Origin of the sequence: Candidatus Nitrospira nitrificans (assembly GCF_001458775.1) — a bacterium.
In the GTDB taxonomy this organism is placed as follows: Bacteria; Nitrospirota; Nitrospiria; order Nitrospirales; family Nitrospiraceae; genus Nitrospira_D; species Nitrospira_D nitrificans.
Map to the genome: position 1 here is coordinate 344,582 of NZ_CZPZ01000001.1, position 26,149 is coordinate 370,730.

The 26,149-nt window shown below is 57.4% G+C and carries 16 protein-coding genes; 4 read left to right on the forward strand and 12 right to left on the reverse strand.

From position 1 onward, the window contains the following. The first annotated feature begins 77 nt into the window (after positions 1 to 77). Positions 78 to 1,313 carry a murein transglycosylase domain-containing protein gene (locus COMA2_RS01475; RefSeq protein ID WP_090894002.1) on the forward strand — a complete coding sequence of 412 codons (1,236 nt, stop codon included), beginning with the start codon at positions 78 to 80 and terminating at the stop codon, positions 1,311 to 1,313. A 53-nt stretch (positions 1,314 to 1,366) separates the two neighbouring features. Here the strand turns inward: COMA2_RS01475 and COMA2_RS01480 are convergent, their stop codons facing one another. Both COMA2_RS01480 and COMA2_RS01485 read right to left on the reverse strand, forming a co-directional pair. Continuing rightward, on the reverse strand, positions 1,367 to 1,765 hold the full coding sequence (locus COMA2_RS01480; protein ID WP_175304327.1) for a PilZ domain-containing protein: 399 nt from the start codon (positions 1,763 to 1,765) through the stop codon (positions 1,367 to 1,369). 292 nt (positions 1,766 to 2,057) lie between these two features. After that, positions 2,058 to 3,344 (reverse strand): DEAD/DEAH box helicase, encoded by a 1,287-nt coding sequence (locus COMA2_RS01485; protein WP_090894005.1) that lies wholly within the window; start codon positions 3,342 to 3,344, stop codon positions 2,058 to 2,060. A 1,050-nt stretch (positions 3,345 to 4,394) separates the two neighbouring features. Here COMA2_RS01485 and COMA2_RS01495 point away from each other — a divergent pair. Beyond that, positions 4,395 to 4,658 carry an RNA recognition motif domain-containing protein gene (locus tag COMA2_RS01495; protein WP_175304328.1) on the forward strand — a complete coding sequence of 88 codons (264 nt, stop codon included), beginning with the start codon at positions 4,395 to 4,397 and terminating at the stop codon, positions 4,656 to 4,658. Positions 4,659 to 4,728: 70 nt separating this feature from the next. Here the strand turns inward: COMA2_RS01495 and COMA2_RS01500 are convergent, their stop codons facing one another. The 8 genes from COMA2_RS01500 to COMA2_RS01540 form a co-directional block, all read right to left on the reverse strand. Next, positions 4,729 to 5,130 carry a hypothetical protein gene (locus COMA2_RS01500; protein ID WP_139076966.1) on the reverse strand — a complete coding sequence of 134 codons (402 nt, stop codon included), beginning with the start codon at positions 5,128 to 5,130 and terminating at the stop codon, positions 4,729 to 4,731. A gap of 185 nt (positions 5,131 to 5,315) precedes the next feature. Further along, positions 5,316 to 14,117 (reverse strand): GH36-type glycosyl hydrolase domain-containing protein, encoded by an 8,802-nt coding sequence (locus tag COMA2_RS01505; RefSeq protein ID WP_217490573.1) that lies wholly within the window; start codon positions 14,115 to 14,117, stop codon positions 5,316 to 5,318. Positions 14,118 to 14,181: 64 nt separating this feature from the next. Further along, on the reverse strand, positions 14,182 to 14,862 hold the full coding sequence (locus tag COMA2_RS01510) for an MlaC/ttg2D family ABC transporter substrate-binding protein (protein ID WP_090894015.1): 681 nt from the start codon (positions 14,860 to 14,862) through the stop codon (positions 14,182 to 14,184). Between the two features lie 1,041 nt (positions 14,863 to 15,903). Further along, positions 15,904 to 16,572 (reverse strand): Crp/Fnr family transcriptional regulator, encoded by a 669-nt coding sequence (locus COMA2_RS01520; RefSeq protein WP_090894019.1) that lies wholly within the window; start codon positions 16,570 to 16,572, stop codon positions 15,904 to 15,906. 74 nt (positions 16,573 to 16,646) lie between these two features. Continuing rightward, positions 16,647 to 16,850, reverse strand: coding sequence for a hypothetical protein (locus COMA2_RS01525; protein ID WP_090894020.1), 204 nt, complete (start codon positions 16,848 to 16,850; stop codon positions 16,647 to 16,649). Between the two features lie 989 nt (positions 16,851 to 17,839). Further along, the gene (nuoI, locus tag COMA2_RS01530; protein WP_090894022.1) at positions 17,840 to 18,412 is read right to left on the reverse strand and encodes an NADH-quinone oxidoreductase subunit NuoI; all 573 of its coding nucleotides are present in this window, start codon (positions 18,410 to 18,412) and stop codon (positions 17,840 to 17,842) included. Beyond that, positions 18,409 to 19,050: a phosphate-starvation-inducible PsiE family protein gene (locus tag COMA2_RS01535; protein ID WP_090894023.1), complete on the reverse strand. Its 642-nt coding sequence runs from the start codon at positions 19,048 to 19,050 to the stop codon at positions 18,409 to 18,411. The genes nuoI and COMA2_RS01535 overlap by 4 nt, the downstream gene beginning before the upstream one ends. A 332-nt stretch (positions 19,051 to 19,382) precedes the next feature. Next, on the reverse strand, positions 19,383 to 19,682 hold the full coding sequence (locus COMA2_RS01540; RefSeq protein WP_090894025.1) for a hypothetical protein: 300 nt from the start codon (positions 19,680 to 19,682) through the stop codon (positions 19,383 to 19,385). A 621-nt stretch (positions 19,683 to 20,303) separates the two neighbouring features. Between COMA2_RS01540 and COMA2_RS01545 the strand changes: the two genes are divergently transcribed. Both COMA2_RS01545 and COMA2_RS01550 read left to right on the forward strand, forming a co-directional pair. Then, positions 20,304 to 22,118, forward strand: coding sequence for an APC family permease (locus COMA2_RS01545; protein WP_090894026.1), 1,815 nt, complete (start codon positions 20,304 to 20,306; stop codon positions 22,116 to 22,118). Between the two features lie 23 nt (positions 22,119 to 22,141). Then, entirely contained in the window at positions 22,142 to 23,179 is a 1,038-nt protein-coding gene (locus COMA2_RS01550; RefSeq protein WP_090894028.1) for a PKD domain-containing protein, read from the forward strand. Between the two features lie 256 nt (positions 23,180 to 23,435). Here the strand turns inward: COMA2_RS01550 and COMA2_RS01555 are convergent, their stop codons facing one another. Together COMA2_RS01555 and COMA2_RS01560 are read right to left on the reverse strand one after the other, a co-directional pair. Continuing rightward, on the reverse strand, positions 23,436 to 24,026 hold the full coding sequence (locus tag COMA2_RS01555) for a DUF2059 domain-containing protein (protein WP_090894030.1): 591 nt from the start codon (positions 24,024 to 24,026) through the stop codon (positions 23,436 to 23,438). Positions 24,027 to 24,142: 116 nt separating this feature from the next. Then, the gene (locus COMA2_RS01560) at positions 24,143 to 25,699 is read right to left on the reverse strand and encodes an aKG-HExxH-type peptide beta-hydroxylase (protein ID WP_090894032.1); all 1,557 of its coding nucleotides are present in this window, start codon (positions 25,697 to 25,699) and stop codon (positions 24,143 to 24,145) included. Positions 25,700 to 26,149: the final 450 nt, after the last annotated feature.

Sequence of the window (26,149 nt, forward strand, 5' to 3'; positions counted from 1 at the left end):
ACTTTATCTTCTGGAGCCAGCCCCCTTCACTCTCTTCCCACAACCATGTAGAATGCGCCGCGCAGTCTCGGACACCTATGATGCGGATCACGTCGCTTTTCTTGGCCTCACTGCTCATTCTCACGGGATGTGAATCCACGGACCGTGTGCTTACCAACGCTGAACGAGTGCTCGGCAGCCGAACCAGCAGGACCGTGCTCGACATTGCCACGGGCAAAGACCCCAAGCAAATTCTCAAAGAACGTGTCGACGCCTATCAGCGAGACCCCGAGGCCGTGATCCGGGATCTGCGGACGATTCAACGCGACTTCAACACCCTCATGACCGCATTGACCGGGCGAGTCCGGCAAACCTGGGGTGAGAAGGAAGTGAAGGTCCCGGAACAAAAGAAGTACGTGAAATACACCCAGAACTACATGAGCCGAACCATCGTCGACTTCGACGACGGGACGATCGTCGTAGAGACCTTGGATGACAAAGCGCCGAAAGAAAGTTTGAAGAACGCGATTGTTACGACCTTGCTCACACCGGACGATCCGCGCTCCGTCGATCTTTTTTCCGACAAGCCCATCACGCTGACCAGTGACCGGCCTCCCTATTTATTCGGATTGGTGCTGGATCAACAAGGACAGCCGATCCGCACGCCGGCCCAAGCGGAAGCGTTCGCAACATCGACGACCGAGAACGCGAAGACAAGGACGGTGGATCAGAACGGTGGGACGAAGCAAGCGCTGATCACCGAAATCAAGATGGTTGCGAACTTTTCAAACAAACAAGCGGACAAATATCGAGCAACGGTCTCCCGATTTGCCGAGCAATTCAAGATCAGCCCAAGCCTCATCTTTGCCGTCATTCGAACGGAAAGTAACTTCAATCCCTTTGCCGTGAGTTCCGCCCCGGCCTATGGCTTGATGCAGTTGGTTCCAACCAGCGGCGGCCGAGATGCATACCGAAAAGCCAAAGGGAAAGATATGATTCCATCGCGCGAGTATCTGTTCGACCCGGAGAATAACATCGAGCTCGGCAGCGCCTATCTCAATGTCTTGTCGTATAACCTGCTCGAGCAGATCGACAATGAGGTCTCGAGAGAGTATTGCGTGATCTCGGCCTATAACACAGGCCCTCGGAACGTCTTCAAGACGTTTGCCGGAGACTCCGTAGCCGCCCTCAATCACATCAACAGCCTCGAACCACCGGCCGTCTATGACCGATTGCGCAATAACCTGCCGTACCAGGAAACGAGGGATTATCTCGTGAAGGTCGTCACTTTCCGCAGGCAGTTCGTCTCCCTACGCGAAGACAGTGACCGTTGAGCATCTTCAAGGTTGCTCAGCGATATCAGGCCCTCACCCTGAGGGCCTGAAGATTAGACGGCAAGAGGCGGGCCCGACCTGGACTGGTGGGTCATGAAGGCCTGGAGATGCGTATTGTCATTGGGAGACAACTTTTCAAACTCGACTCCGTAGGTGTGTTCTTTCGCCCACCGAACCGTGGCGGTTTCGATGACCATCGATGCCGCCTGATTGGGCAATCTCAACCTCATGGCGATTCGGTCGCCTGGCGTGATCACCGCTTCCGTCATGACGCGCGCTCCTTTTGCCGACACGTCGTAGACAATCCCCAGCCCCTGTTCGACCACCCCTTTCCTCAGCAATCCGACCCTGGCCAACGAACAGGGAAACGGAGCCGACACACGCACCCGAGGATATTTGCGCAATTGTGGGGTACTCTGTCCGGTGATGACCTTACAGTCTAGATCGTCCATGTTGTTTTCTCTTTCGCCGGGCCTGTGACATTGTTGTACTTGGTCGACCGTGTACATGACGACCGAGCCGGCCTCGTGAATGCCAGCCTGTCGACGTGATTCTTATGTCAGGCGGACAGCGGCGAGTGCGATCGCGGAAGAAACCGCGCTCTTGGGCAAGTGAGCGAGACCCGATCACCGGGCTCCATCGACACTTCAGTGCCCGCTTGTATGCCGCTAAAGACCTGCGCAAATCCACCTCGTGAGACACACCGTATCTCACGAGGTATCGTTTGGGAACTATTTTTTAACTTTATGCATGTATTGAAGGCGAAGCCTTGCGCGGGGATGAATCGGCATGAGCCACTCGAGGGTTGGGACGTCGGTGTCGGTTGGAAAACCTTGATCGACTTGGAGTAGAGCGCTCGTCCCGATGCGCCGAACCGTCTTCGCCCTGAATCGCCGGCAACGAAGCACCGCTTCCCGGAGCGAGCGGGACGGCATGTCCCAGGAGACGCTCGATATCTCGAAGTTGCTGCCGGTCTTCGCCTGTTACAAAACTTGTGGCGCGACCGGTCGTCTTCATTCGAGCCGTGCGGCCGATGCGATGGACGTAATCTTCCGGGCAATTGGGCAGATCGAAATTGATCACGTGGCCGATGTTCGCGACATCGATCCCTCGTGCGGCAATATCCGTCGCGACCAGCACACGAAATGACCCGCGTCTAAAACCTTCCAGCGCGGCGCGTCTCTGCGAGAGACTTCGGTCTCCATGCAGCACGGCCACTCGATGGCCTGCGCCACCCAGCATACGTCCCAACCGATCGGCACGGTGCTTGGTCCTGGTGAAAACCAGAGCCGTATCCTGATCGGCCTTCAATAACGACAAGAGAAGATCGGGCTTCTCGGCATGGGATGTGTAATGGATCGCCTGCGTGACCCCATCGGCTGTTGTGGCCGACGGCGCGACCATGACGCGCACCGGATTGTTCACACTGGCTTGAGCCAATCGAGCCAGATCCGTAGGGAGGGTGGCCGAGAAGAGAAGAGTCTGTCGCTCTTCAGGCAATGCGTCAAGAATTTGATTGATTTGAGGGGCAAAACCCATATCCAACATCCGATCCGCCTCATCCAACACCAAGATCTTAATGGCGGACAAGACAATCGTGCCGTTCCACATATGATCAAGGAGACGGCCCGGCGTCGCTATCAAGATGTCCGGTCGTTGTCGCAAGCCCCGCACTTGGGCTTGCATATCCGCGCCGCCGACTATGACGGTGGCGGAAATGCGGCGACTGCGGCCGAGTTTCTCGATCGTAGTCAGGGTCTGCAGTGCCAACTCACGAGTCGGCGCTAAGATCAATGCCTGCGGCTGCCCCTTCGGCAACGCGGCGAGTCGTTCGACGATCGGAATGACAAAGGCTGCGGTTTTACCGGTCCCGGTCTGAGCACATCCGATGACATCTCGCCCGGCGAGCGCGGGCGGAATAGCTTGTTCTTGAATGGGCGTGGGTGATGCGAACCCGGCATCAGCCAGGTCCCGGAGAAGCGCCTCGGACAAACCGAGCGCGTGAAAATTGGCGTGAACAGACGTAGTCACTACGTTATCCTTTCAGTATGATCGCATTATGACGGGATCAGAGAACCGAGGGGAGAGACAACCGAGAAGGGTGCAACTCCAAACTGGACCTGGTCGCGATGCGATCGCGAAGTCCGATATAGTTTGAACATCTCCTCGCCGGACCACCACGAGGTAAATGTAGCGTTACCATACAGCATGGCCCGCCCAACGTCAACCGGTTCTTCGGAATGCGAGGGAGGGCAGACCATTGACAAGCCAATGCCTTGTCGCGTGTCCTACACAATACTGAGCCGCGCGAGGAGGTTTGACTCCTTCAGAAATTACATGTTAGAGTGAACCTCGTTGTACGCTATTTCCTCTCCGGGCACTCCTCGTACTCACTCCCAGTGTTGACACGATAGTCTGTGTAATGTCACCAAGCTGATGCTCCTCCGCCTGAACGGCAGAGGCCTGGCATCCTGATAGCTTGGCCAGTCCGTTGGTGGAGCTGAAACAGAGCTATTGAGTTTCTCTGTCAGGCAACCACTGACTTGAGCTTCGTGTTTCTATAGAAGGGCGATCCATGAATCTCGCTTCGGTTTGGAAAAGTCGTAAAGCAGGAAAGAAAAAGTCCGCCCATAAACCGAAAATCCGCTGGCAACTTCTCGGGTTGACTGATCCCAATTCGGTCGACAATACATCCTCAATCGACGTCATCAGACGCGAAGTCGCCTCGTTGGCGAGACATAGCTTTGGAGAAGATACCCGCTTGCGTTCCACCACCAAGACAAGCAAATCCCCAGAGATGAGGAAGAAATCATTCAGTACCAGGCGCCGTGGAGATACGGACCAAACAGGGAACGGCGCCTGAGCGATACCGTACCGGTACATAGTGAAGAGAGAAGACGTGCCCATATCGACTGTTCAAAGCTTCGTCCAATGGCTCATCCACAATCCTCTCGGTGCGGGCCGCATGGTTGTCTATCGCAGAAATAATTGGTGCCCTCCTCCATAACCACGTTGAACCGCGAGACGAGCATGAGACCTTATCTATAGAGATGCTCGTATCATCCAACATGATACATGATCATGAGTAACTGCATCTTGTATGTCGGTGGCCTTGCGGAAGCGACTTCCGACCGTCAACTCCGCGACTTATTCGGAACCTATGGCGCCGTCGTGCGCGTCCATGTCGTCCGATACAAACGCAGCGGAAAATCAGCCGGTTATGGTTTTGTGGAAATGGGCTCGGACAAGCAAGCGAGCCACGCCGTCAGTGCCCTAGAAGGCGCATCGTTTGCAGGCAATTGCTTGCGACTCTATGTCACACCTTATGCATCCATTCTTGCCTAAGGTTCCCCTCAGATTAAGGACAGGGCGATTTACCCATGCGTCACCTGAACGTCGAGCCACAATCGACACGCTATTTCATTTTTCTGCAAATCTCGACGGTCGCTTCAACTTGACCATCTCTTGGACTGACCATCAACAGCATCCCTTTGTGCTCCAGGGCTCTCTTAAACAACATGGCATAACCGGCATCGTATTGGCGTTCCTCGATCGTGGTCTCGCCGCTTTTGCGATCGTATGAACGTTCGAAGACAAATGCGTCCACTGTCTGCGTGCCATTCCCGCGCGCTTTGCTCGTGACGCGCCAGAAACGATTCTCCGGATCGATTATCCCGTTCGAGGTGTCCAGGGCGGCATTGGAACACAGCTTGACACCCTTCGACACCTCCACATATTCACCTCTATCCACGAATTGAGCGAAGCCTGACAAGGGAAATCCAATAATCATTGCAAGAACGAGTAAGTGGTTAGACATGTGATCCTCCGTCGTCGAGATAGTGGAAAGCCATTTCAGCGGAGCGGACACATGCAAAGATGTAGGAACATGACCGCACCCCCCATACAGTCGCGCTCACTCCATCCACTAACGCCCCGCACCCGCACCAATACGAGATTCTTGGCAACCAAACCGTAGGCTTATCTTGTGCCTTAGAAGGTCGATCATCCGAGCACAACGCGAATGTGGTGCTCGCCTTCCTTGACGAGAGGGATATTGTCGCGGCTGATTATTTGCTTTCCATCAAGCTCCGCCAGTATCACGCCGCGGCTCACATGGCGCGGGTTTTCCACCGCGATGTCATAGACCGCCGAATGATACCGGAAACGAATCGAGTACCCCGGCCAGTGGCGCGGAACACAAGGATCGACGGAGAGCGTGGCGCCGCGCAAGCGGAAACCGAGCATCCATTCCATACCGGCCCGGTAGAGCCAACCCGCCGCCCCGCTGTACCAGGTCCATCCCCCACGTCCTACATGCGGGGGCTCGCCGTACACGTCGCCGGCGACGACGTAAGGCTCGACTTTGTAGCGCTGGACGCTCGCTCGCGAGGAAACCCGATGAACAGGATTCAACAGACGAAACAACTCGCCGGCCTTGTCACCTTCACCCAATGCCGCGAAAGCCAGCACGGTCCAGACCGCCGCGTGGGTATACTGACCGCCGTTTTCTCGGACGCCGGGGACATAGCCCTTGATATAGCCGGGATCCCTCGGCATCTGATCAAAGGGTGGTGTCAACAGACGGATCAGCCCATCCTGCCGGTTCACAAGATGCCGTTCCACCGCGGCCATGGCGCGCGCGCCGCGGTCCGGATCCGCCGCGCCGCTGATCACTCCCCAGGTCTGAGCAATGGAATCGATGCGACATTCCGGGTCTGCAGCGGAACCGAGCGGCGTCCCGTCATCGAAGTACGCGCGACGATACCACTCCCCGTCCCACCCATCTCGCTCGATCGCGGCCTTCAACGCACTCACATGCAGCCGCCACGTTTCGGCGCGAGCACGCTCCCCGCGCTGAGCCGCCACCTTCGCGAACTCCCAGAGCACCGTGTGCAAAAACCACCCGAGCCAGACACTCTCCCCTCTGCCCTGCTGGCCCACACGACTCATCCCGTCATTCCAGTCTCCGGTACCCATGAGCGGAAGGCCATGACTGCCGACGACCAGACTCCGATCCAACGCACGCGCACAATGTTCAAAGAGGGTGGCGCTCGTCCGGGACACACGCGGCTCAAAGTAGGATTCAGATTGCCCCTCAGCCAATGCCGGTCCTTCCAGAAAGGATACTATTTCGTCCAGCACGGTCATATCGCCGGTCACTTCAAGAAATTGGATCACCGCGTACGGCAACCACAGCAGATCGTCGGAAATGCGGGTACGCACACCGCGTCCGGACGGAGGATGCCACCAATGCTGGACGTCGCCCTCGACAAACTGCCGCGCGGCCGCCCGCAGCAGATGCTCGCGCGTGACATCGGGTGCCGCCACACTCAGGGCCATGACATCTTGAAGTTGATCCCGGAACCCATAGGCCCCGCTCAACTGATAGAACGCCGCGCGTGCCCAGACGCGGCACACCAGCGTTTGATAGAGCACCCATCGATTCAAGAAGATATCCGTCGCGCGCTCCGGCGTATGGACCTGTACGACACCCAAGAGGTCGTCCCATCGGCGGGTGACCTCTCGCAAGAGCCCGTTCACGTCCGCCCCACGATAGCGATCGAGCAGGAAACGAGCCTGCTCACACCCCGCTGTCTGACCAAGAAACCACACGATTTCGGCGCGTTCGCCTGCATCCAACTCAATCGACACTTGAAGCGCCCCGCAAGGATCGAGCCCCGCGCCGACCTTTCGGGACAGTTCTCCTCCTGCTTGCAAAGCCAAGGGACGATCGAACGTCCCGTGACGACCGAGAAATTCCGTCCGATCACCGGTCCACGACGTATGGATTCCGGCAAGATCGGTAAACGCGATGCGTCCGGCGAACTCGCCGCCGAGCATGCTGCGCGCAAAAAGCGCCCCGGTCTTCGGATCGATCTCGGTGATAATATAGGGTGCGGACTCACTGCGGGAACTCCCGAGCACCCACTCCACATAGGCCGTCACTGAAAGACGTCTCGATCGGCCGGACATATTCTGCAGTGTCAATCGAGAGATCTTGATTGGATCTTCAAGCGGCACGAATTGCAGCAATTCGGCCAGGACACCATGCGAACCATGATGGAAGCGGCTATAGCCCTGTCCGTGACACGCGACATAGGGTGCCGGATCATCGCGAATCGGCAGCGCCGTCGGGCTCCAAACCTCTCCGGAATCGTCATCGCGAATATAGAGCGCCTCCCCCGACGGATCAGACACCGGATCGTTCGACCAAGGCGTCAGCTGATTCTCGTGACTGTTCAGCGACCAAGTAAACCCGGAGCCGGACTCCGACACGAGAAATCCAAACGACGGGTTTGCGACGACGTTGACCCAGGGCCGTGGTGTCCGAAGTCCTTCGCCGAGAATCGTGACATATTCGCGTCCCTCATCTGCGAAGCCGCCCAAGCCGTTGAAGAATTCGAGTTCACGCTCAGGCACCGGCACATCCAGGCGTCTGCCCGGTCGTGGTGAAGACGAGTTCGTCGACGTCACACGGCTCCTGCGCGGCAGGCGAGAGACCTGCTCCGCCAACGTGCCGCGCCGGCCGAGTAGGACGACCCGAGCAACCTGCTGCAGCAGGAGCCGATCCTGTACGGAGAGCAAGTCGGTCCGCAGAAGATATATACTTCCCCGCGCCCCTCCGGCATCCGGGCAGAGCCGCAGCCGACTGCCCCGCACAAGCCCTTCCAACGAACCCTGCAATCCCTGTTCATACGACGAAGCCTTCTCATTCAGGATGATCACATCGGTCGATAACTGTCTCATCCGCCAGTATTCATGCGCTCGGAGCAATTGCCGGATGATGTCGACATCATCCGCGTTGTCGATGCAAGCCAACACAATAGGCAGATCGCCTGAGATACCATGCGCCCACAGCGCCGCGCGGTCCACCGTACTCCGACTCAGCGCTTCAGAGGATGGTCGCAGCGAGACGTCGGAATACAGCACGGCATTGGCGAGTTGCTGGAACAGTTGCGCCTCGTCGTTTTCGATACCGAGGTGATGCAGTTGCACCCGCGCTTGCGTCCAGGCCAGCGACAGGGCACGCTCAAATACTCTCGGGTCGCTGTACTTGTCGGCCAACTCCAACACGTGATCGCGGGTAGAGCCGACAATGGTTGAAAACACCAGGCGTACGGTCCCGCCTGCCGGCACCCGCACCGTACGGCGCAAGCTCATCACCGGGTCAAGCACGGATCCGACGGTATTCGAAAGCGGCCGCCCATCGATCATCGAGACCGCCGTGCGGACATGGTGCCCTCGTCCAAGAAACCGCGCGCGATCCGTTTCATATTGCAGGGCGCCCACGGTGTCTCCTTCGACCACCACCACCTGGGCCACCCACACCGTCGCTTCTTCATCCGACCGCCTTCGACGCGTCGCGAGTACCGCGCCGACCTCCGGCACGAATTCGGTTTGCACGAACAAATTCGCAAAAGCCGGATGGGCCACATCGGCAGCCTGTGGAGCCAGGGACAGCTCGGCATAGGAGGTCACTTGTAGATCGCATGCGCGCGCTCCCATGTTGGTGACCGCAATGCGCCGCACTTCGGCATCATCCTCGGACGACACCACGACCTCGAGCGTCGTGTTCCAGTCGTTGTCCCGCCGGATAATTTCAGCCCGCTCTTCGGTAAAAGACACTTCATAGTCATCGGCCTCGACGCCGCTGGGCTGATAACCGGCCGACCAGACAGATCCGGTTTGGATATCGTGCAGAAAAATATAAGAACCCCAGCAGTCCCGCGTCGCATCCTCGCGCCAGCGCGTCACCGCGATATCCCGCCACCGGCTGTATCCAGACCCGGATGTCGTCAGCATGACCGCATATTGCCCGTTGGACAACAGATGCGTCCGCGGTGTCGCCTCATGCGGCGAGGTGAATCGCCGCATGACCGGTGGTATGAGGTCGCGGACTTGCGCCGCGGCAGCGACTTCTTCCGCGCGCGGGCGTGTGACCGGCACATCGCGCGGAGTCCGTTCCTGGAGCAACAGTTCAGTAGCTCGGACGATCGGCTCGGCATGAAAACGGTTCCTCATCAGTCCATTGTTCAAGACATTCGCGATCGAGACCAACGACATGCCCTGATGATGCGACATATAGGCCCGCACGACGGCCGCGTCTTTTCCTTCCGGCACTCGTGTCCCTGTGTAATCCAGCGCTTCATAGAATCCGTAGGTTCCTCTCCCTCCGGCCTCGGCGAGGCGCCCGAAGCCTTGCGTGGCTTCCGTAGGACTGATCATCGCCGCAAGGGCTGTGGCATAGGGCGCGATGACCACATCCTCACTGAGGCCTCGCTTGAGCCCCAGGCCCGGCACGCCAAAGCTGGAATACTGGTACGTCAAATCGAGATCACGCGCATTATAGGCCGACTCTGAAACACCCCAGGGCACGCCTCGCTCTCTCCCATATTGAATCTGCCGACGGACGATCAACTCATACGTCCGGCACAGCAAGCTGCCTGCCGGGAAACGCATCACCAACGCCGGCATGAGGTATTCAAAGATGGAGCCCGACCAGGATACGAGCGCCGAACCGTCTCCCACTGGTGTCAGGGCGCGGCCCAGGTGAAACCAATGCGATGACGGCACGTCGCCCTTGGCGATGGCGATAAAGCTCGCCAGCCTGGCTTCCGATGCCAGCAAGTCGTAACAACTGGGGTCCAGGCTGTTCTCCGGCATGCGATAGCCGATGGACAACAGCTTGCGGGTGGGATCGAAAAGAAATGTGAAATCCATGGCGTGAACCATGTGCTCCGCATGCTGCGCGATCGTCGCCAGACGGCGGACCAAGCCCGTGATGTCCGCACCCGCTTGCCGTATGGCATCAGCCAGAAGGGCGATTCTCGCCAAGCTGGCCCGATCCTGCGAGGGACGACTCCTCGCCTGGTCACGCAAATGATCGAGCGCGCGAAGCGCTTCCGCAAACCGCTCAGGGGCAGCCGCCAGCGTGGGAACGGGTTGAAAGAACGGCGCAATCACCGCCCACTCCGGCGATGGCCCCGACGGATGGTCGAACAGCGCCGCCCGATCTTTCGCGCTGAAGCGCACCCAGGGAAGCAACAATTCCGCGTCCCGGAGATGGCTTTCCACGCAGGCCCGGACTGCATCGGCCCACGCGCGCAATTCCCCATCGGGCTCATCACCGCGCTCCTGTCCCAGTGCCTGAGCCATATCCGCAACGGTATGAGACAAGACCGTGAGCCGGCTAAGCCTGACAGTCCAACCCGCAGCATCAACCGGCTTCGACAAGAGCGCCATGGCCAACGCATCGACGGCTTGGCTCAGCTGCTTCCTGGTCACCGTGTGGGTCTGTCGCCGATCTGGAATCTCCTCCAGCGCATCACGTAACAGTTGAATGGCATCATCGATCCCGGCAAAAACATGGTCGTTGATGGAAGATTGCTGAATCAACTCGCGGCATCCGTTGCCGACGACTAATAAATGGCCCGCGAGGTTTCCGCTGTCGACGGTGGACACATACTTGGGATCCAGCGCATGCAGGGTACGCGTGTCGTACCAATTGTAGAAATGCCCACGAAACAGATCGAGACGCTTCATGGTCGCCAGTGTGCCTTCCAGTCGCTCGGCAGCATCGAGGGTCCCCAGCCATCCGAGATCACGGGCGACCAGAGTCGAGAGCAGGTAGAGCCCGATGTTGGTCGGCGAGGTCCGGTGGGCGACGACAGGTTTCGGATCTTCTTGAAAATTATCAGGCGGCAGCGCATGGTCTTCCGAAGATACGAAGGTTTCGAAAAATCGCCAGGTCCGGCGCGCAATCAGTCGGAGTGTCCGCGCATCGGCCGGAGAAACCGGTTCGGTTCCCATGAGTCGAGGCGGAAGACTGACCCACCGGGCCACGGCAGGGGCCGACATCCAGAGCAATACGAACGGAGCGGCGGCGGCCCAGGACTCATCTCGTCCAAACATGACCACCCCACCAGCTGCCACGAGGGCGAGCATCACCCCGCCGGCCATGCGACGATACATCCCAGCCAAGTCGCACGTGTAGGCATCCTCGGCTTGAGCCGCGGTCACCCACTCCAACATCCGCCGGCGCGTAAAGGCGAGCCGAGCGAGCGTACGAAGAATCGCATCCGTCATAAGCCATGCCTGATGCATGAGGAACGTGACGGTCAACGCAATCTGCCTCCCGGCCAACGTGAGGTCTCTGCCGGCTCCACGGAAATGGCTTCGCAAGGCAATCCCGGATCGGCGCGGGTAGAGCCCGAGCACGAAGGACAGCAACGAGGGAATCGCGATGGTGGCGAGAACGAACCCGGACCAGACCCAGGCGGATTGGGCCGGTAGCATCCATCCGACGATCAGTGTCAGAACCGCCGCGGGAGCCGAGAGGGTACGGCGGAGATTGTCGAGGATCTTCCACCGGCCGATGGGGGGGATCACCACTGGACCATTCGGTTCAGCCCCGGTATGCCCTCGCCCGAACAGCCATGGCAGCAACTGCCAATCGCCACGCGCCCATCGATGCTGCCTGGCTGCCGCCGCTTCATAGTGAGCGGGAAACGCCTCGAACAGCTCAATGTCGGTCGCCAATGCCGCGCGCGCGAACAGCCCTTCGAAGAGATCGTGACTGAGCATCGCATTGTCCGGCACCTTGCCTGTCAGCGCCGCCTCGAATGCGTCGATCTCATAAATGCCTTTGCCCGTGTAGGACCCTTCCCGAAACAAGTCCTGGTACACATCCGACACGGCCGATGCGTAGGGATCGATCCCACTGGGCCCGGAAAACGTCTGTTGGAAATACGAGCCCTCGCCGCTGCCCGGAAGCGACGGGGTTATCCGCGGCTGTACGACCCCATACCCTTCAAGCACGCGCCCGGAGCGCGGATCGAATCGGGGCCGGTTCAGAGAGTGAGCCATGGTGCCGATCAACCGGCGCGCCGCTCCGCGCGGTAACCGCGTGTCCGCATCCAATGTGATGACGAACCGGACCGATGGGATCGACTCGGGGAGCTGCCCGCCGACGGACATGAACGTCGTGCTCGTCGAGCCGCGCAGCCATTGATTCAACTCATGCAGTTTGCCTCGTTTCCGTTCCCATCCCATCCACACCTGCTCCGATTCGTTCCAGGCGCGCCGGCGATGCAACAGCACAAACCGCGGACCGCTCCCCGCCGCGGGACCGTACCGCTTATTCAGCCGCGCAATCCCCTCCACCGCGCTGTCCAGCAGTTCGACGTCACCCGGAATACTTTCGTGTGGGGCATCTCTCCAGTCGGAGAGCAAGGCAAACCGCAGATCGTCATCCGCATTCGCGAGATAGTGAACTTCCAATCGCTCGACCAGCTCATCGATGCCCTGCCGGCTCGTCAGCAAGGCGGGGACCACCACAATCGTGCGCAATTCTTTAGGAACGCCGTTCTGCAATGCCATCCGAGGCAATGACCGGGGTCCGAGAATCGCCATGACCGTACGATTGAGAAACGCCATGGCAAGGTCCGAGGCCGGCACGAGCGCAACGAGACTGATGAACGCAAGACCCGTGAGTGTCACGCCTACTTCGGCCGCATGCCATAGCGGTAACGCCAGGACTATGGCGGTCATCCCCGCTAGCGAGCCCAGATAGCCCAGAGCCGGAGCCCGGACGTACCATCGCAGGATCAGGCGTTTCCAGGACACCCTGTAGCCGAGTTCTCGTTCAAATGTCCGGCGGCCCTGAGAGATCAAGTAATAGCCGGGGTCCGTGAGCCGGTCCCGCTCCGGCTGCCCACTCGCATGCAGCTCAATCCCCGCCAGCCTGGCACGCTCCACGACCCGCGCGGTCACGTCGTGTTCCGACAACCCCGTACCGCGGGAAAGATCCTCGATCGCATGGCGATAGGTATCCCGCGTGGGAAAATCCATCTCGGCATAGCGGGAATCGCCACGCAGAATCTTGTCGACCAAACTGACGCTCTCGAAAAAGTCCGCCCAATCAAACGCGGACGTCAACCGCATGCTCGTAATGATGTTGCGAACCGTGACGCTCGTGGCCGCCTGCTGCTGATGCTCCGCATGCACCATGTCGTCGGCGGTGGTGCCCTGCCCGGCCAAACGTTCGTCGAGCCATCGCAGCACCGGACGGACCTTGGGGTCCAGGTCACGGAGTCGCTGAACAAGCTGCACGGCGAACGCAGTGGCCAATGGTCTGCGCTCAAAACGGCGGAGAACAGTGGCCGGAGACTCGGGGGCCGACACCCCGGTCCCCAACAAGCTATCCGCCAGTTCGTCGGCTTCCAGCCTGTCAGCGCGGCTCTGGACGATCCTCTCAATCAACCGGCGGAGGTTCTCCACCAGCACGACACGCAGCGAGATCGCCACTGCCCACAACTCACCGATTGTCAGCGGTTGCACACATTGATACGCCGACACAAAGCGCCGGAGCATGTCGGGATCGAAACGACTATCGGTGTGAGCCACGAACGCCCAGGCCACGCCAAAGACCCGTGGGTAATTGTTCAAGTGGCCCGATGCGAGTTTGGGTAATTGTCTGTAGTACCCGGGAGGCAAATCGTCGATGATTTCGCGAAGTTGCTCGTCGACGATATGAAAATTGTCGATGAACCATTCGGCTGCCGGAGTGATCGTTTTCTCATCACGAATCGTACGAGCGATCGCCTGATACGACGCCACCAAGACTCGTCCATTCTCAAGGACTCGTGGCGTAAGCAACCGTCCCACCCGCGCATCATCAGTAACGACCTGTGCCGCCGCGAGACTTGCCGCATGCTGTTCGAGCCGTTCGGCGCCGAAGAGCTCGGCGCGAATCGGTTCTTCCAGCTCGGTACGATTGCCGACAGGTGAAAACATGGTATCCATGGGCGTTCCAAGGCGACATTCGGTTCACCACCGACAGGCCCACTCGCCGCTTTTGCGCGCCGAACTATGGAGCCGTCGTCGTTTCAAACGCTTTTACCACGAGGGTCTTCTCTTTCATCTTGTTTACCAAACCGGCGTAGGAGTGGGTGCGGATAATGCTGGCGAACTGCGCATGGTAATTGCTCACGATGCCGGCGCCGTCAATGACCACATCGTACACATGCCAATGGCCGACCCTATCGGCTAAGCGAAAATCCAGACTGGTGTCCACCTTGCGGCCCGATAGCTTCAATCTCACCTCGGCACAGTTCTCTTCGTGCTGTTCAGACAGGTAGAGCACCTGCTCGTCGGTATAATTATCAATTCGACCGGCAAACGTGTCTCGGAGCAACTGAACAAAGAGGGCAACAAACTCCTGCCGCTCGGTGTCCGTCAGTTCTATCCACGGCTGGCCCAGAGCCCGTCTGGCCATATCTTCATAGCTGACACGCTGCCTGATCACGTGCTCAATCTTCCGGCGTCGTTCCACCGAGCGGCCCGGTTGATTCAACTCTTCACTGTTGAGAATATGGATCACCTCATCGATCGTACTTTTCACCGATTCCGTGGCGGTCTGTTCAGCTGAAGCCGCGGCGGTCCCGATCAGCAGCACAGCCATGCTCGCCATCACCCACCAGATCATGCCGAGACTCGTTTGGGACCGATTGAATTCCTTACCAGCGGCACGGTTGGATATCTGGCTCATAGGTTAGTTCCCCCACGTGTTCCGTCCTGCGACTCAGAATTTTGGCTTCCTGTCTTTCAACGAATCGCCACCTTTTTTCAGTAGGTCTCCTCCTGGAGTACCTCCTGTGCGGTTCCTTGCCGACTACCTGCGCTCCGACCACTGCCGGATTCTTCGCGCCCTCATTTGTCTTTGATAGCATTATGTCGTCGGCCAGCTCATGACCGCCCCTCATCGGCTCGTCGCGCATATCCTCGCAACTGCTTTCTGTAACTCACGAGCAGACTGCGATGCCTGCAATAACGCTCCCGCCGCTCCCAGCACCTCTCCGGTCACAAAAGCCTATCGCGCCGAAGGGATACCCTTCTTCGCGGAGTGATTTCTTTGTCCTGATGTTTGCTGTCGCGGAATGAGGGACGGCTGAGCACCTACGCTCGAGCATAACGAGAAGCCGGCTGATAATCTGGTCAAAACAGCTCAGACGAAGAAATAGAGAGGACGGTATGCCGCAATGGCCATGGTGGAACCGGCCGTCGCATGGTTCAGGCGATTCTCCGCTTAGCCTTCCTACCAGCCAATTCTACCCGCACCAGTCGCAGATAGGTCCTCTCCCGTCGAAGGTTCTCAATCTGCGCATGGACATCGGCCAACAGACAATCAATTCCCCCCACCCTGATCGTCAGACCGGCAGACCTCTCGCAAACAGACTGACGTCTGTCCTCACCGCTCACGACGCTCGCCGATGTCTGAGATAAACCTGGCGCATCGTGCTCCCAAAGCTTCATTTCTGCCTCATTTTTAAGGCCTGACATAGTCCCAGCTCCTTCCAGGCTCATGGCTTTCGCTGTAATGCTTAGTCCCTCGCGAGATTTACCCGATCTCCGCATGCGCTTTTCTTGCATCAGAAACATCCGCACCTGCCTTCCCCGGGATAAGCATAATGGAGCGGCCAGCTACAATCTGTTCACAATTGCTCAGTAGGGAACGATTGCAAATGGAGGCAAGGTTGAACGTAGCCAGGCTTAGCTTTACTGGATCATAGATGCAGAATCGAGGAAGACCCTAGTCGTGGAGCACAACATTGAGAAGAGAACTATTCACGTGCAATACGCCGTTCCGGCGCGACCCGCCTTTATAATCAATGAACCCCAACTTGCGGAACTTATTCATAAAGAAACTGACGCGCGAACGGGTAGTGCCGATCATTTCGGCCAACGTCTCCTGACTGATCTTCGCAATGACCGTCTCCGGCTTGTTTTCCTTCCCAAAGTGGGCCAGCAACAGCAGCGCCCGCGCCAGCCGCTTCTCGCTGGAATTAAACAGTTGATCCACCAAATCCTCTTGGACTCGGATCGAGTGTGTCAGCAAATAGGACATAAAGGCCTCGGAAAATCTGGGTTGCTCCTGAAACATGCGGAGCATCGTGGCTTTCTCGATGCGGAGAATGCGGGAGTCTTCCATGGTGGTCGCGGTTGCCGTACGGACCGTCTGGCCCACGAGGCAGGATTCTCCTAAAAAAGCGCCCCGCTCAAGAATCGCCACGACGGCTTCCTTGCCCTGTTCCGAGATCACGGTCACTTTCACCTTTCCCGTCTGGAGATAAAACACCACATCGGTCGCATCCCCTTGTGAAAAGATAATCTGCTTCTTGGAAGACGAGAGAATCGTCACGCCTTTGTCGGCCTTACTCAGAAATGTGTCCAGATTGAACGGCGTTCGTATGCGTACCATCACTCACCTACCTCTACTGTTCAAAGCGACCGAACCAGCCATGCAGGAGACACGACGGTGTCATCAACGGCGATTTACAAATCCTGAGGTGACGGGGTGCGTGCCCCCGCCACGGTTTTCATGGAAAGACCAGGATCCGACGTCGCCTGCATCGACGCCTTCAGCTCCTGGATGGCCGTCGCGACGTCCTGCTCCGTCGATCCAAACCGGTCTCCCATTACCTTGATGGCCTGAGCAATCGCTTTCTTCATCTTTGAAATCTGTTCTTCTGTTGTCATAACCCCTCTTTCATCTATACATCTCCTCAATGGATCGCACGGCAAGAACTCGTCAATCCCACATGGATGGGAGGATAGCTCAACTGAGCAAGAAGAGCTATCCCCAGATGCGCGTCACCGTGCTGGAGTTCTTGGATACGACGATCTTCGATCTCCGAACGACAACTGCATCGCCTTTCTCGATCCCTTGATCGAATCCTGGAATATCGACCTTACCAACTTTTGCTATTGAGATTGTCCTGAACCGCCGAGTGGCGTCCGGGCTCCCACAAGACGTGCGAGTTCATGGAACGAGGGCCGGACAAGACTTCAGGGGAGGAGCCTGAACTGAAAGAAAGCCTCCGCATGATGATACACCGTATCGGCACGTGGTTATTTTGTCAGCACATGAGTCAACAGCAGCGCCACGCCCCATGCGATCGCATACGCGAATAAGAACAGTTCCATTGCCATCTCGCGCCGAAAATCACGCCACTTATTCATGACTCTCTCCCGTTGTCAATCAACCGCCCGCGTACCTGCGTCGATGATCGCCGCTATGACGACCGTTCCCGAGAGACCCGCGGGCCAGATAATCCCTCATGATCGCCCTCGATCACTGTTCCAATGAGGTTCACCTCACAGTGCCTTTCGCAGCCCTGGCCGGAGGTGACCCAGGAACACGTGCGCGATTCCGACTTGGTTGGCCATGACTCATGCGATTGGCTTCGATCCCTGAGTCCGTCGTCTCGCCACACAGGAGGCACCGCCACCCCGACACACGGTCCTGACTCGACGAGTCTCTCATATCGACTTCGATCATCAACCCATGGCAGCGTGAACAGTACATGGCACCTCCGTATAGGCTCGCGCTACAATACCCTTCTCAATGTCGCATTCCAGATCAGACACGCATACACGGAATCAGATGTGGTTCGAGGGAAACAATACCACCATATCTCCGCCATGAGATCCCATGGCCCGACCATGTCAGGCCTCCTTCCAGGTGACTAGCACGCCTTGGCTGGATGGTTCGATGAGGCGACATTGAAGACCGCCAGATTCGGATGTTGGAACTCCAGCCGTTTCTCGCGTGTCTGAAACGTGCGATCTCCGATCGCCAATAGTTGCTGCTTATTGAGGAGCAAGTCCCGCTTGTCGTATACCGCCCACTCGTATTCCTTCGTCATCGCAAGAGCATCGACCGGACAGGCTTGCACACAGAGGCCACAAAACAAGCAACGCGTCATGTCCATCCAATACTCTCGCGCGTATCGCTTCGTCGGCTCATCCGGCACTTCGGCGCTCACCACGGCAATGACGCGAGAGGGACAGGCGGCCTCGCAGAGATCGCACCCGACGCACTTCTCGGTCCCGTCGTCATACCGTAGCAAGGCCAACATGCCGCGATAATTGTCAGGCAGAATCCGCTTCTCATGCGGATACTGCAACGTGATCGGCTTGTAGTGAATGAGATGGCTCATCGTCGACTTCATCCCCACAGCAAGCTCATAGAAGGTGATCAGCTTGATCCAAGCCGTGAATCCACGATACTGTCTTGCCCATCTCTCATTCAGCCTCATGCGAACTCTCTCTTGAATCTGACGAGTTGTCCGTTGATCTCCCGCAGGTACGACTCCACTTCATCGCCCTTGCGAGCAGAACCCTGACCCATCTCAGTTTCTTCACCCATGGCCGGCGGAGAGGCCCGACGCGACAGATATATCGCGATAATCAATGCCACGACGACGAGCACATTCGCCCCAAGATCCATGAGATAGCGGTTGAATACGAGATCAGTCAGTTCGTCCATATATGAAATCTGAGCTCCTGTCGTCAGGATGCGTCTTGTCGAGGCAATCACGCAGATATATAAGAACGGTTCCAGGGTAATCACTTTGGTCTTGAGAAAATTAATGGTGGTCCTGAACAGCTCCAACAGAATGATGACCAATAAGAGATCATGTGCCAGCCCAAGGACTGCGGGAACCGCGGCTGATCCCACTTCCATCGCAAACACGTACCAGGCACGGACGAACAGCACGATGCTGATCGCCAGGAAACTCAATCCGGTCGTAAAGTAACCAAACCCGTCAAGAGCTTCCATCATACCGATCGTCCTATCACCCAGCACACCATTGAGGAACGACCATCGGTTTGTCGCCCTATGTGTGACCGATTCGACGACTTTCTGCATCATTTCTCCTCGCATACTGCGCATATCCTCATCTTCCCCCAACAGGTGCGCCGCCCTCCCATGGTCGAACAGCTCTCCATGCCACAGAATTGCGTCGCACCTTGTCTGTGGTCTGACTGCGCAATCAATACCGTCTATCTTCCTGCTCCTCTGGGATGGAGGCCCAAATTGTAATCCCCCACAACAGCACGATAATCCCAACCAAGCTATAGATCTGATACATATTGCTCACCTCGCTTTCAAATGCCACTTCGAGTTTGCTCGTTCCCTTCTACTCATTCTTTGTCTCAGTCTCTTCAACGCAAGCAGGGCCAGGAAGCGGCTGCCGGCTATCGGGAATCTCCCGTGATCAACATTCAGAATTTCGGCGCCGATCGCAGCGTTTTCCTCACTTCATCCTCACCTGCACAGCTTTGTTCGGCCAGCATGCGTTGCCCGGCACTGGCGAACGCGGGAATTCTGGCCATGCAAGCCTTGAACGTATCCTCCACGGCGCCCGAGGCCATGACGCCACGCTCTGTCGACGGCGCGAACCCCACAGTTCTTTCCACAAGCAGATCTGCCGCTTGAACAGGTTGAGTCGACCCTATCGACAAGACGATAAACAGCGCCACGATTGAGACAACAACTCCGGATGTGATCGTTGGAATTCTCATGGTGACGACCTCCTCATATGTGTTAGGGGCTCAGCTCGGACACCCCAGGGCAGACCCCACGCGATGGAGCGTATGTGCCCCGCGACATCAGAGACCCACTGAACAGGCACAGAAGACACGAAGTCTGTGAAATGCGGCATTCGCATCTTGCACCGCCTGACCCAATGAGACTCACGATGTCGAAGAAGCTGCGGAGACTGGGGAATCAGACGCGCGGGAAGGATGGGAGCGCGAGAGATGGGACAGCCGACGTTGCGGTGAACGTCATAGCATCACCCTACAAGTCTCCAGTGTTGCTGTCAATGCTTCGGAATGGAACCTGTCCTGTAACGCAGTGATTCTATGGCGCTATATTTCTTTTTCAGACGAGCATCATTAGTCTATGAAGAGGAGATATCCGGCACCTATTGTTTCTGTTCCAATATGCGCAGTCGCCGCGCCGGCTGCCTTGCCCAAACCGCTTCATTTCTTGTCTCGTAGGAATCTCCCCGACCGAGGAACGATTTCGGAGGCGCCGGCGTGATCATCACAGATATAATTGCTCCAGTCATGAGTCTTTCGACCTATGGTCGAGAGCATCTGAACATTCACCCTCTAAGAAGTTTGTGCGATAATCACCCCATGATCCTGAAGCGCTGGCTCGTCGGCGACCCTCTCAAGACCGCCCAAGCAAGGCATGAACGGCTTTCTAAAACGATTGCCCTTGCCATCTTCTCATCGAACGCGATTTCCTCCGTCGCCTATGCAACGGAGGAGATTTTGCTGGTGCTCATACTCGCCGGAGCTGCTGCAGTCACCTGGTCGATCCCCGTTAGTCTCGCGATTCTGTTCCTCGTGTTGGTCCTGACCATCTCCTATCGCCAGATCATCTACGAGTATCCAGAAGGAGGCGGTGCCTATGTCGTCGCCCGATCCAACCTTGGCGATCGGCCCGCTCTGGTGGCGGCTGCGGCACTGATGATCGACTACATCTTAACGGTGGCCGTCAGCGTTGCGGCCGGTATCGCCGCTCTTACTTCAGCGATTCCAAGTCTGTTTATCCACCGAGAAGCCCTAGGACTGGTCGCCATTCTGTTCATGATCGTTATGAATCTCCGTGGAGTTCGAGAATCTGGCAAGTTTTTCGCCATTCCTACCTATTTCGCCATCGGAGCACTGGGCATTCTTGTCGTTGTGGGAACAGTTCGATCTTTATCCAACTCTGGAGCCCCCCCTCTCACGACAAGCCCTGTCGAGGCAGAAACACTTACGCTGTTCTTAGTGCTCCGCGCCTTTGCGGCGGGCTGTTCTGCAGTCACCGGCATGGAGGTCATTTCAAACGGGGTCAAAGCCTTTCGCCCACCAGAGTCCAAGAATGCCGCAACCACCATGATCTGGATGTCGACCATTCTGGCTTCGCTGTTCATGGGCATCAGCTGGATGGCCTTTCACTATGGCATCTTGGCCAAGGTAGATGAAACCGTCGTTTCTCAGCTGGCTCGCTTGACCTTCGGCACCGGCCCCATCTACTACGCCATACAGATTGGCACCATGGCCTTGTTGGTGTTGGCAGCCAACAGCGCTTTCGCTGGATTTCCGCACCTGGCATCGATCCTGGCCCGCGATGGATTCATGCCCCATCAGATGGCCACGTTCGGCGATCGCCTGGTTTTTTCGAACGGCATCATCATCCTAGGGTTCTTCGCCTGCCTCTTGCTCGTCGTGTTCGAAGGAGATACGCACGCATTGATTCCGTTGTATGCCATCGGCGTGTTCCTGTCGTTTACGCTCTCTCAAGCCGGCATGGTGAAACAATGGCTCGTCAAGAAGGGGACCCATTGGCAGACAAAACTGATTGTCAATGGGGTCGGCGCCGTAACCACCGGCATCGCAACGGTTATCATCGCCAGCACCAAGTTCATGCAAGGTGCCTGGATTGTTTTCCTGCTCATCACAGTCCTTCTCCTCATGTTCCAGGGGATTCGCTCGCACTATAAGGCCGTCTCTGAACAGATCGCACTGGACCGTCGAGGTGAACGCCCTCCCTTGCCGCGACGCAATATCGTGATCATTCCGATCAGCGGCTTGAATCGCGCGGTCATCCGTGGGTTGGACTATGCGAGAAGCCGGCCTGGTGAAATTCGCGCCGTGTTCGTTGACGTCGACCCAGCAGAAAGTGCCAAAGTCAAAATCCAGTGGGCTCAATGGGGAGGTGGCGTCAATTTGATTGCCCTCTCCTCGCCCTACCGCTCAGTCCTGGGATCGTTATTGGACTACGTTGAAGAAGTGCTCGAGAAGGACCCTGATGCCTGGATTACCGTCGTGATCCCCGAAATTCTTCCAGCTAGGTGGTGGCAGAACATCTTGCACAATCAGCGGGCACTGATGCTGAAAGCGGCACTGCTCTTCAAAGATCGAGTGATTCTTATCGACGTTCCCTACCATTTGACGCGATGACGATGATTCGTGAAGCGTGACTCGTGAAACGTGACGCGCGGATTCGGACCTTGTGCCTCGTTCCCTTCGCCGCTTGCTTGGCCATGGCTTCCCCTGTTCATGCCTTCACCATCACGGAGCCGGCGGCAGGAGCCACGTTGACCGCTGGAAGCACCGTGATCGCGCATGTAGATCTCGGAAAAGACACCGGTATCGTCAAGGTCCGCTACTACTGGTACGGTGAGCAGGATGAGGTCCTGGTTGAACAGGATGATTCGACGACCACAGGCTTCATCGTGGCGCCGATAGCGATGATCGGCTCCGCCGAACAGGAACCCGCCTTTGGTGGTCCACTGAAAGTGCCATCGAACGGCATCGGACCGATGCGATTGTTGGCAGTGGCCGAAGTCTCCCGTGGACGATTGGGAACCAGATCCGTCTTCGATGAAATCATCGTGAAGGTTGAACCCTCCGCCGCTCTCACCACTATCGATTTTGAGACGGATAAGCCTTTGCAACTGGGGCGGGCTGGACAATCATCCGCCTTCGGCCATGTCGATTCACTGGGCAAGGTCTTTGAGCTTCCCGTCGTCGCCGACTTTGTCGACGGCATCACCCGGCGCATCAGCACACCAGCCAGCGGGACGAACTACGAGTCTTCAAGTCCAGAAGTCATTAGAGTCCTGCCGGGGGGCCTCTTACAGATCGTCGGCAACGGCAAAGCCACTGTCACCGTCACCAATCGCGGCAAGCAGGCCTCGCTCGAGATGGACGTCAATGTGAACGAGGAGCCGAACCAACCCCCGGCCGCCGATGCGGGGATGAACCAGTCGGTTAAGGCTGGTTCCAGAGTGAAACTGAGCGGCCTCAAGAGCCGTGACTCAGAAGGTGATGCGCTCTACTATAGTTGGAGTCAAGTGCGCGGCAGCAAAGTCCCGCTGCTCGACGCCAACAATTCAGAGGCCTCGTTCCTGGCGCCGCCCGTCTCAGAGCCACGAACATACCGCTTCAAGTTACGCGTGACGGATAACAAGGGAGCCGACAGCTTGCCGGCGTTTGTGGACGTGACGGTGGAGCCGTAGTCCATCGTACAATAGGCCGGTACGCTGGACGGTGTGCATGCAACAGCTTGCGGACTGATCAGTTCAAAACTCTGTCAGCCTATTGATGAAGGAAAGCTCCGTCTGGAAGAGCTGAGCAAGCGCGAGGGGTTGACTGTTGAGCAGATGGTCCGGCTCGGTATCAATGACTTCATCGGTCGGCCGGATGAATCCTTCCGTGCTTTCAGCCGACAATTCTTCTCGCAAAGATGAGTCGGACCCACCATGATGGGGTCGGCTATGCTCCCTGCTTCCCCTTGCCTCTCGCCACCACGGCAACGACCTGAAACAGCTTCTCGACTCGGGCCTTATATTGATTCATGAATTGCGCCGTCCACATCGTGTTGTATTCGATGGCCGCACTCTTCTTCATGCCTGCATCTTTTTCACCAAGTGGAGAGGAATAGTGCGCGATGAGACGATCCAGTTCGTCCTCACCGAAACTTCTCGAATAGGCTTGTTTCAAATGCTCGTGGAGGGACTCAACCTGCCCGATCGACTTTCTGATGTCCTTCAAGAAGGCATCGAGAAGCCGTTCGATTTCCTTCTTTTTTTCACCCGTCACATCGGAATAGGTACTGCCTATGGATTTCCTTATTTGCTGCTCGTATTCGCCAATATATTTCTGGGTCAGCGCGTCATATTCCGCCTCGAGTTCCGAGATTCGGATCAGCGTCAGCAGTTTTTCAACCTTGACGGCCTTTGCGTTCTCAATGGCGGCCGCTTCGTCCACGGCAATCAGACCAGAAACCGGCATCACACAATAGAACCACCCGAGTAATGCCGTAAACGCAATTCCCACATGATGCACTCTCTCGATGCTGTGCATAATGCTCACCTCTTGCCCTCGAGTCTACCCTCTATGGACTAATCGTCAAGAAATATGGAATCTTCCGGCATCAGATCTTGAGCGGCCGGACTTCGCCATTGGATTCGGCGGGCACGTCACACCTTCCCCAATCGCATCGGGCCATAGGTGTGGCGGGCTTGTTGGAGTTCTTTGATGTGTTTCCGCAGGGTCGAACCGAACGTCGAGCGAGACACTTCGCGCTTACATCGTTCACTCTCACGTTCGACATGCTCAATTGCTTCGGTGAGCTGCCCGACCAAGCGTCGACCCGAACCGGTCAACCACCCGAGATGACGATCGGCATAATGCAGATCTTGCAGCGAGTACCGAACGGATTCGACTTCCTCCAAGCAACGAAATCGAGCCCGTTGCAAGTCTCGCTGTGTCAGGCCGGCCTGCTTCCATCTTGCCGCCCCGCCTCGACCCGACCCCCAGGATGAAAGCCGCTGGAATAAGAGCGCGCCCATGGTGAACGTGAACGTGGCGTGAAGAATCCCACGCAACGGTCGGAGGCTCCGTCGCCATGGCGAGTAGAAGATCTGCTGGTTATGGTCCCCATGGTACATGACATGTTTTCGCAACAGGAGATTCAAATGGTGATGGCTGTTCTCATGAATCAGATCATCGATCAGATCCAGATTGCCGCGATCGAAGCAGTTGATGAACGACAATCCCGGTCGATGCCGATAGCTGAAACTGACCACACCCTTCGCCCGCAGCGGAATAATGCGAGAGGTCAGCAGTGTCAGCACATCATGGCCTTCAGGCCACGCAAGCCGGATGGTCTGCCACGCACGGGTAATCCGTGCAATCTGTCGCTGATTCGTAGGCTTCACTGTTCTAGGCTGGCGGTTCCTCCCATAGACAAGAGTCGGACCAACGGTAAGCGGGGCATGCTCGTCATCGATCGCAACCGCTGGCGCATGGTGCAGCCACTGCCATTGTCCCTGCCCACCCCACCCTGCCCAGACCGAGGAAACCGTCTTTCCAACCTTCACCGAAATGCCGGCCGGCTCCACGAGAAACACCGCGCGTCCCTCCGCCCGGCCGATCGCCCGCTGTACCCTTGGTGGCGCCGCACACCAGGCGCCGTCGATTCCCACGAAGATGGTGCCTGGGAGTTCGGCTTTCTCAAAATTCTCCTTCAAGTTTCCCCGCACGTCCCTCCCTCGCTGCCGCCACCACGTGCCCGACAATGCCGGATCGAACCAGAGAGCCTCCTGGGTCAATTCCTGCGCCAACCGCCGACATAGCGTGAACAGGCGCTTCTCCAACCCACGCGCTTGAGGTCGGCCCGTGGGAAAGAGATCATCCAGGTAGCCATGCTCAAAGAACTGTTCCTGACACTCGTTCAACAATTGTGCTGCAAACTCCGGCCGATCCTGTTCACCCTTCAGCTGACAGCGCACATCCAAGAGATACACGAGGTCATTCAGCGTCTCGATCCATCCGACCACTTTCCAGTTGGAGTAGGCTTTCGGCTGGAGGCTGGAGTGGAGGCGGTCAAAGAACCCGGTTGGAAGCCCGAATTCTCCGGCCGAATCAGCGTGGTGGGCATGCATTTCTCGGCACAGGTCGACAAACAGCCGCCGCATGGAGAGGCGAAATTCATCCCGCAATTGCGCAAGCCGCTGTGAATCGAGAAGGAGCATCGTGGAACGAGCACGCAAGAGATTTGGAGGAACTCTAACGTAGCGGAAGAGTGAGCGCAAGCGAGAGACCGGACAGGGAGACACCCGAGACTATCCGAGCGCTTCGTGATGCTCGGACGACCTTCGTCGCCCTCGTCCGTTGAACCGCGCCACGGCGATGGATGAATAGGTCTTCCGTATTGCCGCAGGCGCTACAACGCGGCGAGCGCATCCACATCGACAGATAGCATTTCACCCACCCCGCCCCGAGCTGCTCTGGCAACTCCTGCCCGGAGGTACGTTGAGCCTCTGAGTGATGCGACCTGCCTCGCGAAGCCGCTTCGGCAATGCGAGGAACGCCGCCGGAGGACTTTTTCAGCATTCTGTCGGCACTCTTGCGGGTTTTCATGGCAGATCGTACAGTGCGGACGAATGCAGCGCGCAATGTACGTGATGAGATGATCCTCATGA